Genomic DNA, 13228 nt, shown 5'->3' with positions numbered 1-13228 from the left:
AAAATGGCTGAATCAACCAGGAAAACATCCAAGCGGCAAGTGGGCCGGCTGAAGTTCAAGCATCCCGCGGTCGGAATGGCCATGGAAGTGAGCGGCTTTCTCGCTGTGTGCTGGAAGGCGGGTACGAGTCCTGCGCAGCGCGACAAGTTGCTCAAAGAACATGGTCTCGAACTGGCCAAGTTGTCCGACAACAAGGCTCCCGCCATACAGGTTAACCAGACCGACATGCTCTCGTGGGTAGCCGCTCGCGATGGCAAAGAGGTCAAGACGGACGTTGCCGAGAAATTGCAAAGCAATGCGTTGGTTGAATGGGTGTCGCGCTGTTTCTGCAAGGAGCAGTCGAAATCCGACGAGACAGGCTACTTCACAGTCAATCCGCAGCGGCTCTATGTACGCGAATCGGCCTTGACCGGCTCCGTCAGCGCGAGCGCGCTGAACTCATCGCTCTCGACAGACGAAGCCCGCTCCTCGCACCTGCACGGTCTGGTCGCCATGCGTGTTGGTGAAGGTGATGTGATTGAGATTGCACAGGCCGTCAACCGGCAGCTTGCACGTGATGGCGGAGGAGACCAGGTTCGTTTCGAAACCATTCCATTCATCTCGCCGACCTGTCACGCCACTCGCTGTGCACCGCCAACCTCGGAGTATGTGCCGAACGATTCAATGTTTGGTATTCAGTGGGGCGTTCAGCGAGCGGAGATTCCGCGCGCCTGGCAAATCGTGCGCGGCGGTGATGATGTCACCATCGCTGTAATTGACGAAGGCGTGCAGCTTGATCATCCTGACCTGTTGCTGCACCCGCAGTCGTGGAACGCGACATCCGACACACCAGATGGCAGTCCGACCGGCAATCACGGTACGGCCTGTGCTGGCATAGCCGCCGGGCGCATGGACAACGGCGACGGTGTTGCGGGTGTTGCTGGCGGTTGTCGAACAATGGCCATCGCTACCGGAACCTGGGCTGACGTTGATATTGCGGAAGGCCTGTACTTCGCGGCCGATAATGGCGCAAAAGTTGTCAGCATGAGTTTCGGTGTATACGAGTCATGGGGTATGTGGGACTTCGATTTGATTCGCGATGCGTTGCAGTACGCGCACGAGAAAGGTCTGGTCCTGATTGCTGCTTCTGGCAACGAGAACGGCAACATCGCGCGCTTCCCCGGCAGTGATAGCCGTACGCTGTGCGTTGGCGGTTCCAATCGCAGTGATGAACGCAAGCGAATTGGTGATGCATCCAGTGAAAACTGGTGGGGTGCAAGTTTTGGTCCTGATGTTGATGTCTGCGCGCCATGCCTTGAGATGCCAACCACGGATCGCCTCGGCGCTTTAGGTTATGCCGCCGGTGATTACTATGATCGTTTCAACGGGACCTCGTCGGCCACGCCACTCGTGGCGGGTATTGCGGCATTGATCGTTCGCTTGCGGCCCGGCATCAGCAACGTCGAAGTTCGATCGATTATTGAGCGAACCTGCGACAAGATCTCGCCAGCGTTGTACGCCTACGCAAATACCAACGGCAAACCGAGCGGTACCTGGCATGAAGAAGTTGGCTACGGTCGCGTCAATGCCGAGCGTGCATTGCTCGAGGCCTGCAGCTCGGAGCTGGAAGACGGTTGTGGCTGTGAAGGTTGTGATGGTTGCGGCGATTGCTGCGTCGGTTCGTCGGACCCGGTGTGTGTTGGTCCGAAGCCGGTTCCCTGGCACGCTTTCGATCGCTGCCAGTTCTTTTACGAGGCTCGCGAGTTCGCGATTCCGATCAATAATGATCGCGTAGGGCTCAATGTTCGGGTTACTTACCAGCATTGCCTGAAGCTTACTGGCCGCCAACAAGGGCCATTGTTATATACAACAACCCTGTTGCCTGGCGAGAAAGTGAAGCTGTACGAGTTTGATCGTTACCGCCGGGTTCGATCAGCAACACAGCGGGTATCAGTGCACAGTTCGTTCCGGCAAACACTCAGTTCGTTGTCGCAGACCCGCCGATCTATTTCGGCATCGGCCTATGCCAGTGTACTTAACCAGGTCCGTACCGCATCCGACGCAAGCATCGCGGTTGGCGGCGGGCTCGCCGGCTTTCTTGGCGCGCCGAAGGGCTCGGGCAGTACCGAGTTCGAAGCCGAAACAACAGTCGCAAGTGGTGCATCTGTGCACATCGCCTCGGAGCAGTTCACGCAGCTGGCGATTACCGCTTCTCAGGCAGTTGAGGCAGAACGTTCGCTGGTCATCAGCAGCTTCGAAGAAGAAGAGCACCGTTCAACAACGCATCGAACGCTGCGAAACCACAACCATTGTCATGCCGTGACTTACTTCGTGCGTCGGGTTAACGAACTGTATGAAATCTCGTCGCGCGTCGAGTCGGTCGAGTGGCAACTGGCGAAAGGCGGTGCATGGATGTCATTCGACGATCTCGATGATCTGCCGGATCAGGCACGCAAGATCATCGAAGAGATAGCCAGGCTGTTGCCGCGCAAAGGAGATGTTACGCAGGACGCGCGGATGATCACGTTGCCTACGGACGGAACGTTGTACGAAGCCGAACTGGCGCACTGTTCATCCTGTGAGCCAGCGGTGGAAGCGATGCAGAAAGTGCAACTCGAAAAGGAGCGTCTGCAAGCACGGCGTGCCTGTCTCGAGGTCGACCTTCTGGAGCTTGAACTTGAACGACGCAGGTCACTGCTGGGCAGCGGCCGCGAAGAAGCGCTAAGCCTGACGGATTGGAACCTCGGCAGCGCCCCTGTGCAAACAATGATGGAGCACGAGATGGGTGGCGACTGATAAGCCAGTGCTTTGAAGTGGTCGTGACTGGGTCGCCTCTTGCAAGAGAGGTGGCCCTTTTTTCTCGGGCGCAAGTTTGCCGTCAGTTGGCTAATTGCTCTTCGGCAAAGTCGATTCGGATTCAATAAATTTCTCAAGGTTAGCCAGGCAGCCGCCCCAGCCTTTCATGTGAGAGCTGCGAACATCGTCATTCGGGAACTGGGTGTGGGTCAAAGTGAGTTCCGTACGATTGACTGACAGTTCGCGCAAGTCGAGTTCCACAAAGCTGTCCTGCACTATGTGCGAGTTCCATGTGAAGGCGATGTGGTTGTATCGCTGTATGGCACGATAGACGCCATGGTGCCGGCGATCGCCGCTAGGCGTGTGCATGATGACTTCGTATTCACCGCCCACGGTGAAACTGTTATTGACCGTGCTCGGTGCAACGGGTTGTTGCGCCGCGCAAAACCAGCGGGTCATGACAGATGGTTTCGACCACGCGTCGAAGAGTTGCCGCTTGGCACACGGCAGTACGCGCTTTATTACCAAGGGCTCGGTCATTACTTGTTGGTCTCCTTAAGATAGGCCTCGAGCTCATCAATTCGGCCTGCCCAGAATTTTGCGTGCATGGCGACGTAACTTGCAACTTCCTGCCAGACATCAAAGTTAAGGTGACAGTACAGTTTGCGACCATGCCGGGTCTTGTACAGAAGATGCCCTGTTTCCAGCGCAGCGATGTGTTTTGACGCCGCGCTTATTTTCATGTCAGCCGTAGCGGCGAGTTCCGAAACTGATTTGGGTCCCGCGGCGAGTTCTGCGAGCAACAAGCGCCGGCGACGGTCCGCGAGTGCGAAGAAGACAGCATCGAGTCGATCATTAGTTTCCATAATTGGAAACTATATATTTGAAAAGGCTAATAAATCAATAAAAAAAATATTAATAACAGTAAGTTAGAATTATTACTTAATTTCGTAGAAGCTATTTAATTTACATAGCCGAACGCTAGCATAGGTTCATCGTTGGCCATGGCGGCCGATCATGGAAAAGAGGAGATGACCTGTGTCCAATATCTGTTTGACCTACGGTACGAAGGCGCCCGCGCAGCAGATTCGTGCGGCGCTCACCACGCTGGATGGGCTTTCTCACTGGTGGACCAGTGATACGACCGGTGATCCATCGGAGGGCGGAACGCTGACATTCACATTTGGTAGCAATGGTGGTTTTGACATGCGTGTGATTAAGAGCAACGCCCGGCAAGTGCATTGGGAATGCGTAAAGGGACCCGATGAATGGATCGGTACCTCGATCGAGTTTGATATCGATGAGCGCGATGCACATAACCAGCTGCTGTTCCGACACCGGGGCTGGAAAGCGGAAAATGGCTTTTTTCACCATTGCTCGATGAAGTGGGCAACGTTCCTGTTGAGTATGCGCGACTACGTCGAGGGCGGCGTCGGCCGGCCCTATCCTGACGATCTGAAAATAGAAGCAGCCGGCATGTAAAACGGCGTTTGATCTGGCTACGGGTTGGGCCGTGCATTCTGAGCATTGGCTCGACCCAGGCAAGGCTCGTTGATATCAGCGTTCAACTCGGTGGTTACCGGTCTGCTACTTCGGGCTGCAGTACTGCCATCAAAGCAACCGGATTGATCAATTAATCGGAGTCCGTAGCGTCAACGCTCGCTGCGACCAGAGTCGAAACTATTCTTTCGACGGCCGGACCGCGTGCCCTCCGAATTGCTGGCGCATCATCGCGAGTAGTTTCGACGAATAGTCCTGCTGGCCCTGACTCGAGAACCTGGCCATCAGCGCAAGACTCATCACCGGTGTCGGTACGCCTTGCTCAATGCCTTCCATGGCCGTCCAGCGGCCCTCGCCTGAATCAGCGACAAACGCTTCGACGTCTTTCAGTTGTTGATCGTTCGCCAGAACATCGGCCGACAGATCCAGCAACCAACTGCGGACGACGCTGCCATGCCGCCAGGATTCGGCAATGGCGGCGAGATCAAGATTGAAATCAGTCCGGCCTTTGAGCAACGCAAAGCCTTCGGCATAGGCTTGCATCATGCCGTACTCGATGCCGTTGTGGATCATCTTGGTGAAGTGGCCGCTGCCGACCGGGCCGGTGTGCACCCAGCCGCGATCGGCCGCTGGTGCGAGTGCTTGTATCAGCGGTTGGATCTGCGAGAACGCTTCCGCGTTGGCGCCCACCATCAGTGCATAGCCTTTGTCGAGGCCCCACACGCCACCCGATACCCCGGCATCCACAAAATGTACGCCGACATCGGCCAGTAAGGCACCGCGGCGCAGTGTGTCTTTGTAGAAGGAGTTTGCGCCGTCGATCAGGATGTCGCCGGGATGCAGTAGCTTGCTCAGCGACTGCACGTAGGACTCGGTGATTTCCCCGGCGGGTAGCATCAGCCAGATGATGCGCGGTCCTTGCAGCAGGTCGACCAGTGCTTCTGTCGAGTCAGCGGCGATCAGCCCGCATTCCGCAACCAGCGAGTCCGTTGCATCGGAGTCGCGGTTGTAGCCAACAACCTCGATACCGGCACGGCGCAAGCGTCGCGCCATGTTGCCGCCCATTTTGCCAAGGCCAATCATTCCGAGTTGCATTTGTCATCCCCGTATATGCCTGGAGAACGCAGTATCTGGCGAATGCCTGCGCAATGCTACCGTCGAGGAGGGCAGAAACATCCCGGGCCGGGTCATTGCTGACCCGGCCCGGTGTTGTTGTCGAAGCTTGGCTGGCTGCAGTCGTCAGCCCGGTAGTCGCAGGCTCTTAGTTCGGATTCTCACAAGCAGCAATATCGTCCTCGGTGAGGCCCAGATCCTTGGCGGCGGCAGAGAGATCATCCGCTGTTGCGTTTGCGCTGTATACGTCACCTAGCGTTCGCGAAACGTCGTGGTTGCCGAAACGGCCCGCAGTACGGGCGACGGCGCTGGCCAAACGTCCGAAACCGCGTTTCTTCTTTTTCGATTCCTGTGCCTTGGCGATTTTGTCTTCGAGACAGGCCTTCTGATCTGCGGCCAGATCCTCCGCGCTTCTTCCCGCCGTCTGTTCCGGCGCGGGAGCGCTCGCAGGCATGGCCACATCGGCCGGCGCCGTATTGCTCGCATTCATGGTGCTGTTCGGCGCGCCCAAGCTGAAAGCCCCCGGGCCGCCGGTGGTGCCCGGTGCACTGCAATTTGAAGCGGCGCTACCCGGCATCATGGCGAAATACGCTTCTTGCGTTGGCAATCCCGTATTGCAGCTCATCGCCGTTACTTCCGACACGATCTCAATACCTTCGCCCGATGCCAGACCTCGCAACATCTCCATCTGCGGTCCCATCTGCCGCATGATCATGTCGCGCTGGCTGGCGGGCAGGCTCGCCAACTGACTATCCATTTGCTCCAGCTGTTTCTGCGCTTCGACCATTTCCGCCTGCTGTTCCTCGTTCAGAATACCGGCGACCCGCATGACGGTTCGAAACGGTTCGTTCATCGACTGACAGCCAGGCACGCTCCGGTAATCGGAATCTTCGCGTTCAATTCGCAGCTCGCGGGTCTCATTACCTTCGCGAGCGATGCCGTCCATGCGCATCTTGAGTGGCAAGTAGGCTTTTTCATCAATCCATAGAGTAACTTTCTGGATAGTGAATTCCTGACCGTCCGAAACCTGTGTGTGGTTAAGGCCGTCGGCAACCATGACCACGGCCTCGCGGTCCTGGAACTTCTCGCGACCGACGATACGGGTTTGTTTCGCTATCTGTGCAAACGGGTCGGATTGCGCCTCCGTTTCTGCTTCCGCGTTCATCGCCGCTTCCTGGCGCTTACCTTCTGCCGCCGCTTCCAGCATGGTTCCGTACATGCCCATCATGTCGTTCGGGTTGGCCGACAACCAGGGTTCGTTCGGTGGCGGGTTCATCAGCATTTCGCCGAGCCCACCGGACAAGCCGGCCGACTGCATTTCATCGCGCATTGCTGATTCCATCGCGGGGCCCTGCGAACGGAGTTGGCCGGCGATGATCTCCAGTTGCTCGGGGGTCATGTCTGCAAAGGTCTTGTCATCTGAGCGCCGCGAGGTGATCTCGCCGATCGGTACAAGGCGCATGTATTCCACAGTGCCGCGCCCATCTACCGATTGCGTCGATGCCTTTTCGTAGTACTCGAGAGCACAGATGCCCATCATCGATTTCATCTGGGAGTAATTCTGCACGCCATTCAGGCTTGCGCGTTTGCGACTGTCCATCTCGGCAAAAATGTCGGCTGGTGATTGCGCGGCAGCGCCGGCAGACATCAAGCATGCGGTACTGAGTAGAGCGGCCTTAATTATTGTTTGCACGGTTTCTGAGCCTCCATTCCACTGATACCCCTTATTCTTATCGAAGGACGGCGTTGTAAATCAGGTGCCTGAAAAAACAGAACTGGGGTGGAAGGTTCTTGTTTCTCAGGCGGCGAAGCGGCAGTCGCGGCCGAATTGCCGGCGGGCAACACAAACCACGAACTACGCCAAAATCGGCTGTCCGTAATCTACCTGAAATAGCGAGAAAGATCAGGGAACTCCCTCATTGTCGCCGCGGGAAATGACAATGGCGTGGAGCGCAAAGGTCGGCTGCAACGCTGGCGCCGGGCGGGGCAATCAGCGTGCTCGGCGGGCGGTGCGCGCTATATCGTCGCGCTCTTCAGGTAACGCTGCCTGCTTTCGGTTGCCTGCTTGCGTATTTCCTGCAGTGCGCGTTCTTCCGTAACGTCCAGCATTGCTTCCAGAAGTCGGGTGAAATGCTGGCGCATCGCAACGCGCGCGGCTGCTGGATCGTGCGCGCGCAGCGCATCGAGAATGGCGGAGTGTTCATTTGCTCTCGCGCCGAAGTCTTCGGAACAAACCGATTCATAAATAGCTTTGACCGGCTCGACTTCCGTGCGCAACTTCCACATCGTTTCGATCACGTGCGTAATTGCTGCGTTGCCGGACGCATTGGCTACCGCGCGGTGAAAGTCTCTATCGGCCAGTTCGCCAGCTTCATCGTGCGGGCCGGTGGTCGCCATGATCTCGATGTAGCGATCCAGCTCCGCCAGCGTCTCTTCGTCGATCTGTGCGGCGGCCAGTGCGGCGGCTTCCGCCTCGAACAAGGCACGAGCTTCGGTGAGCTCAAACGCGCTGACGTTTGGTAATTCATGGTCTTGCGGCGTCGGTGGTTCGAGGACGTATGCGCCAGAGCCTGTCTTGATATTGATTCGGCCCAGGGCCTGCAGCGCGATTTCCGCTTCACGAATGGCAACCCGGCTTACGCCGAATTTCTCGGCCAGTTCCCGTTCCGCCGGCAGGCGGCTGCCGGGCGGGTAGCTGCCACTGTCGATGAGTTTTTCGAGCTTGCTCGCGATCGTGTGGTACAGGCGCTCGTTCTTCATGCAGTTAGTTCCTGATCGGCCGGGTACACAGTCGTTCGGGTAAGTATGTATACCAATCTCCAAAACAACAATAACCAATTCATATTCCCGCGGGCTGAAATTGCCTTTCGGGAGCGCGCAATGACGCGCGACAAATGGTTATTTTCACGATCATCGGCATGGCAATCCTGTTCCTCGTTGTCGGATTCGAATGCCGCTGATCAATAGGTTCACGGCAAATTGGTCCTACCAACTGGCTTGTTCAATTCTCTTGGAGTGGTTGACAGAAAACTGTCCCAATGAGAATGTCCGGTCGGCAGGTCCGAAAAAAGACAGTTAAAAAAGCACTAAACGCGTTAATTGGCCGGACCAATTACGCTTGCGCAAACTCCCGGGGGGGATTCGACATGCGTACCAACAGCAGCCTTGCTCTTGGAATAACGATTCAGACAGCACTGATCCGTACGATCTGGTCAGCGGCGAAAATCGTGCAAACAACCCGTCTACCGTCCCGACAATGACATGGAACGTCGATACCGCATTGGAGTGGTCTCCAAATGAGGATTCCATTGCTGCATAAGTCGCTAATCCGTCCGGTCAGAAATTTCTGCCGATTGGGCAAGCGGTAATCCGAGAGAGTTCAATGAAGCACCTGGCACTTGTTATTGCATGTCTGATCACTACTGCGACGCTGGCGAAGGAGTCGCTGGTTACATCGCAGGCGGAGTATCGCGAAGCCGTCAGGCATCTGGAGCCCGGCGATACAGTTGTACTCGCCAATGGCGAGTGGCGGGATTTCGAAGTGCTATTTACCGGCAAAGGCACCGCCGCCGCACCAATCACATTGACGGCCGAAACCAAAGGCCAGGTGCTGTTGACCGGCCAGTCCAATTTGCGGATCGCAGGTGACTATCTGCTGGTGTCCGGCCTCGTGTTCAGGAACGGCCATACTCCAACCAATACCGTCATCTCATTCCGTCGTACCAGCGGTGAATACGCGAACAATAGCCGGGTAACAGAAACAGTCATCGATCATTTCAACAACCCGGAACGTTTCGAAGAAGACTACTGGGTCATGATGTACGGCAAAAACAACCGCTTCGATCACAATCACCTGGCAGGCAAGAGTAACCAGGGTGTGACGATGGCCGTGCGGCTCGACAGTCCCGAGAGCCAGGAGAATCATCATCGTATTGATCACAACTATTTTGGACCACGACCGGTATTGGGTTCCAACGGTGGTGAGACATTGCGAATCGGGACCAGCCACTACTCGCTAACCGACTCCCATACGGTTGTCGAAAACAACTACTTCGATCGTTGCGACGGGGAAGTCGAGATTATCTCCAGCAAGTCCGGCCGTAATACGTTCCGCGGCAATGTCTTCATGGAGTCCCGTGGCACGCTGACGTTGCGGCACGGCAATGACAACCTGGTTGAGAACAATGTGTTCCTCGGCAATGGCGCAGGGCATACCGGTGGCATTCGCGTTATTAACAAGCGCCAGACCGTCCGCAACAACTATATGCAAGGCTTGACCGGGCATCGTTTCGGTGCCGCTTTGACTATCATGAACGGCGTGCCGAACTCGCCGATCAATCGTTATCACCAGGTTGAGGACTCGGTGGTAGAGAACAATTCCATCATCAACAGTACCCATATTGAACTTGCGGCCGGTGCCGACGAAGAACGATCCGCGCCACCTGTAAGCACCGCCTTTCGCCAGAACCTGATCTACAACGAAGATGCCAGCAACGTCATCACTGTGCACGACGACGTTAGCGGTGTGCGTTTCTCGGGCAATGTCCTCAATGACGTTGCCAGACCGGCAATAGCAGATGGCTTCAGCAGCCGCCCGGTAGAACTTCGCGCGGCGGCCAATGGACTGTTATACCCCGTGGGTATGACGGTCGGCGCGAGTCGCGATTTGCAGGTGCTCGACAAGCAGTCGGTCGGTGTCAGCTGGTACCCGAAACCGGGGCCCGATGAACGATTCGATACGGGCAGCAGCCATACGGTGGATACAACGGAGGGCGCGCTCGTACAAGCCGTCAGTCAGGCCAAAGCCGGTGACATTATTCTGCTTGCGCCGGGTTTGCACGTCGCGGATCGCACCTTGGTTATTGATCGGCCATTGACACTCCGATCAGCCGATAGCACTGCAAGAGCGAGTATCGAGTTTGAACGAACTGCTCTGTTTGAGATCGCCGACGGTGGCAGCCTGAAACTTGTCGACCTCGACATCTCCGGCGGGTCTGCGCCAGACGCGGCGGGCAATACGGTCATTCGTACCAGCCGCTATTCGATGCTGAATAACTACGTGCTCTTGGTTCAGGGTACCAATGTGAGCGATCTCAATACGAATCACTCATTTAACTTTTTCACAGTTGCCAAACACACCTTCGCTGATCGCATAGAACTCGCGGACTCGGTCTTTAGCGATATCACAGGTCATGTATTGGTCCTCAGTCAGGAGACTGAAGACCTCGGCCGATACAACGGCGAATACATCGATATCAGTAATACATCTTTCAAGAATATCGAAGGGGCGGTGGCCGACATTTACCGGGGCGGAACCGACGAGAGCACCTTCGGACCGCACTTCTCGATGACCAACTCGCGTCTGCAGATGGTGGGCAATGGCACGCGTAACAAGACCGAGGCATCGATTCGTCTGCTTGGCGTGCAGATGACCGATATGCACAGCAATGTCTTGAGCCACAGTCAGCCCATCCGAATTGTGCAGACAGTCGGTGAACCGCAATTGCGGATGGGCGACAACGAATACGTGGCAACTGATGATCCCGAGGTCCATGAACTGTGAGCTCACTGACCCGACTAAGTGTGACCGTGTTGAACCTGGTTCTGCTGCTCGCATCTGCCGCTGCAGCGGCGGACTCACCGCATCCGCGACTGCTGTTATCGCCAGACGATACGCAACGCATAAGAAGCGAACTCGCGACAGCGCCCGGGTTTGCGGATGCGCTCGAGGCGGTTAAGGCAAAAACTGATGAGTATTTCGAAACGCCACCCGACGTACCGGTTCCGGTTGACCCGGGCGGTGGCTACACGCACGAGCGACACAAACGTAACGGTACCGCCATACACGACGCCGGAGTTCTGTATCAACTGACCGGCGAATCGCAGTACGCTGCCTACGCGAGAGACCTGCTATTCGAGTACGCCGGGCTCTACCCCACGCTCGGGCGTCATCCCGTGAAAAAGTCGAACGTTCCCGGCCGGATGTTTTGGCAGAGCCTGAACGAAGCCGTCTGGCTGGTCTACGCCGTTCAGGGCTACGACGCGATCATCGATACTCTGAACAGCGAAGAGCGTCGCCGCATTGAGCACGGTGTCCTGAGACCGTTGGCAGATTTCATTTCCGTCGAGTCGCCGGAGACGTTTGATCGTATTCACAATCACGGTACCTGGGCAGTTGCCGCAGTGGGCATGACCGGTTACGTCATCGGTGACGATGATTACGTGCAGAAAGCCCTGTTTGGCCTGAAGCGCGACGGCAAGTCGGGTTTCATGAAACAGCTCGACCTGTTGTTCTCGCCGGACGGTTACTACACGGAAGGTCCGTATTACCAGCGCTACGCATTGATGCCGTTTGTGTTGTTTGCGCGTTCGATTCAGGCCAACAACCCGGAGCTTGGAATATTCAGCTATCGCGACAATGTCCTGCTGAAGGCCATCTACGCCTGCATCGATTTATCCTACGCCGGACTCTTCTTCCCACTTAACGACGCTATTAAAGACAAGGGTTTGAACACAGTGGAGCTGCGTTACGGCATCGCAACGGCCTATGCGTTGACTAACGACCCCGCTTTGCTGTCCATTGCCGCCATTCAGCATCCCTACGTCTTGACGGGCGATGGCTTCAATCTAGCCCGCGCTGTCGATGCAGGCCTGAGCAATCCCTACGACTATCAATCCGCCTATTTCGGCGATGGACCAAGCGGTGACCAGGGCGCACTGATCGTGTTGCGCGACGGTGCGGAAGACGATCAACAGGCGCTGGTGTTCAAGGCGACGTCGCTCGGTATGGGGCACGGCCATTTCGACAAACTTCACTGGCTATTCTACGACAACGGTCACGAGATCGTGACGGACTACGGCGCTGCGCGATTCCTAAATGTTGTTGAGAAAAGCGGCGGTGTCTACCTGCCGGAGAACGACACCTGGGCAAAACAGACGGTGGCGCACAACACCCTGGTCGTGGACGAACGGAGTCATTTCGGCGGCGATGAAAAGCTCGCAGAGCAGTACCACCCCACGCCATTGTTGTTCGAGAGTCACGACAACATCCGCATTACCGCCGCGTTGTCGCGCAATGCGTACTCAGATGTCACTTTCAGCCGCACAATTGCGTTGATCGATGGTGTGGTGGGCAATGGGCCGATCGTTGTCGATGTCCTCAATGCCGCAAGTGCCAACGAACACCAGTACGATCTGCCTTTGCATTTCGCGGGTCAGATTATTTCATCCAGCCCGAACTTCGAGAGCGATGCCGCCGACCTGCCGGTACTGGGCGAGGCCAACGGTTATCAGCATCTTTGGCGCCGGTCGACCGCGCAGGTAGACGACGGAGAGAACTTTCGACTGACCTGGTTAAACGACAACCGTTTTTACACCTACACCACACTTGCTGAGAACGACCTCGAAACTATCGTGGCTGAGCTCGGTGCCAATGACCCGAATTTCAATCTGCGGCGGCAGCAGGCACTGATCCTTCGGGTGAGCAATGCCAAAACGAATTCGTTCGTCTCGGTTCTGGAGCCGCACGGCGAGTACAACGGACCCGATGAGTTTACGGCGCGCAGTAGCAGCAGCATTCGCAAACTGCAGCGGTTTCATGCAAACGGAGCGGACCTTATACAGATCTCATCCATGTCAGGCGATAACCACTACCTCGGCCTGTCCTATGATTCGAATCCCGACCTTACGCACACAGTGAGTGTCGATGGCCGTGAGTTTGAGTGGAATGGCTACTACGCTTTGTTCGATGAACAGGGAGAGCGGCAGTGACGGCATTGAGCGACGACACCGAACGTACCTTTCTTCGTACCAGGCGCATTACCGGCGCCGCTGGCCGTGC

The 13228-nt window shown here is 56.4% G+C and carries 9 protein-coding genes; 4 read left to right on the top strand and 5 right to left on the bottom strand.

The window, feature by feature from the left end:
• Nucleotides 1-3: 3 nt before the first annotated feature.
• The gene (locus tag AC0L8N_RS07960; protein ID WP_473667078.1) at nucleotides 4-2775 is read left to right on the top strand and encodes a S8 family serine peptidase; all 2772 of its coding nucleotides are present in this window, start codon (nucleotides 4-6) and stop codon (nucleotides 2773-2775) included.
• A gap of 90 nt (nucleotides 2776-2865) precedes the next feature.
• Here AC0L8N_RS07960 and AC0L8N_RS07955 read toward each other — a convergent pair whose 3' ends face one another.
• Both AC0L8N_RS07955 and AC0L8N_RS07950 read right to left on the bottom strand, forming a co-directional pair.
• A complete protein-coding gene (locus AC0L8N_RS07955) occupies nucleotides 2866-3315 on the bottom strand; it encodes an SRPBCC family protein (protein WP_473667077.1) in 450 nt (149 codons plus the stop codon).
• Nucleotides 3315-3641, bottom strand: coding sequence for an ArsR/SmtB family transcription factor (locus tag AC0L8N_RS07950; protein WP_473667076.1), 327 nt, complete (start codon nucleotides 3639-3641; stop codon nucleotides 3315-3317). Before AC0L8N_RS07950 ends, AC0L8N_RS07955 begins: the two co-directional genes overlap by 1 nt.
• A gap of 172 nt (nucleotides 3642-3813) precedes the next feature.
• Between AC0L8N_RS07950 and AC0L8N_RS07945 the strand changes: the two genes are divergently transcribed.
• A complete protein-coding gene (locus tag AC0L8N_RS07945; RefSeq protein WP_473667075.1) occupies nucleotides 3814-4257 on the top strand; it encodes an SRPBCC family protein in 444 nt (147 codons plus the stop codon).
• A gap of 198 nt (nucleotides 4258-4455) precedes the next feature.
• Here the strand turns inward: AC0L8N_RS07945 and gnd are convergent, their stop codons facing one another.
• The 3 genes from gnd to AC0L8N_RS07930 all read right to left on the bottom strand — a co-directional run bounded on the left by gnd (nucleotide 4456) and on the right by AC0L8N_RS07930 (nucleotide 8148).
• A complete protein-coding gene (gene gnd / locus AC0L8N_RS07940) occupies nucleotides 4456-5370 on the bottom strand; it encodes a phosphogluconate dehydrogenase (NAD(+)-dependent, decarboxylating) (protein ID WP_473667074.1) in 915 nt (304 codons plus the stop codon).
• Nucleotides 5371-5536: 166 nt separating this feature from the next.
• Entirely contained in the window at nucleotides 5537-7081 is a 1545-nt protein-coding gene (locus AC0L8N_RS07935) for a hypothetical protein (protein ID WP_473667073.1), read from the bottom strand.
• A gap of 323 nt (nucleotides 7082-7404) precedes the next feature.
• Nucleotides 7405-8148 (bottom strand): FadR/GntR family transcriptional regulator, encoded by a 744-nt coding sequence (locus AC0L8N_RS07930; protein ID WP_473667071.1) that lies wholly within the window; start codon nucleotides 8146-8148, stop codon nucleotides 7405-7407.
• A gap of 622 nt (nucleotides 8149-8770) precedes the next feature.
• On the opposite strand from AC0L8N_RS07930, the gene AC0L8N_RS07925 reads away from it, so the two are divergent.
• Together AC0L8N_RS07925 and AC0L8N_RS07920 are read left to right on the top strand one after the other, a co-directional pair.
• On the top strand, nucleotides 8771-10951 hold the full coding sequence (locus AC0L8N_RS07925; protein ID WP_473667070.1) for a polysaccharide lyase 6 family protein: 2181 nt from the start codon (nucleotides 8771-8773) through the stop codon (nucleotides 10949-10951).
• A complete protein-coding gene (locus AC0L8N_RS07920; RefSeq protein ID WP_473667068.1) occupies nucleotides 10948-13158 on the top strand; it encodes an alginate lyase family protein in 2211 nt (736 codons plus the stop codon). The genes AC0L8N_RS07925 and AC0L8N_RS07920 overlap by 4 nt, the downstream gene beginning before the upstream one ends.
• The last annotated feature ends 70 nt before the right edge of the window (nucleotides 13159-13228 follow it).

It is taken from the genome of Woeseia sp. D3-10, from assembly GCF_055809415.1.
Note: the sequence above shows the minus strand (reverse complement) of the source record. Positions and strands in the feature narration are given on the sequence as shown.

Excerpts from the sequence above, each read along its gene's own strand:
- AC0L8N_RS07960 (WP_473667078.1), top strand. The coding sequence starts at position 4 with ATGGCTGAATCAACCAGGAAAACATCCAAGCGGCAAGTGGGCCGGCTG.
- AC0L8N_RS07955 (WP_473667077.1), bottom strand. The coding sequence starts at position 3,315 with ATGACCGAGCCCTTGGTAATAAAGCGCGTACTGCCGTGTGCCAAGCGG.
- AC0L8N_RS07950 (WP_473667076.1), bottom strand. The coding sequence starts at position 3,641 with ATGGAAACTAATGATCGACTCGATGCTGTCTTCTTCGCACTCGCGGAC.
- gnd (WP_473667074.1), bottom strand. The coding sequence starts at position 5,370 with ATGCAACTCGGAATGATTGGCCTTGGCAAAATGGGCGGCAACATGGCG.
- AC0L8N_RS07930 (WP_473667071.1), bottom strand. The coding sequence starts at position 8,148 with ATGAAGAACGAGCGCCTGTACCACACGATCGCGAGCAAGCTCGAAAAA.
- AC0L8N_RS07925 (WP_473667070.1), top strand. The coding sequence starts at position 8,771 with ATGAAGCACCTGGCACTTGTTATTGCATGTCTGATCACTACTGCGACG.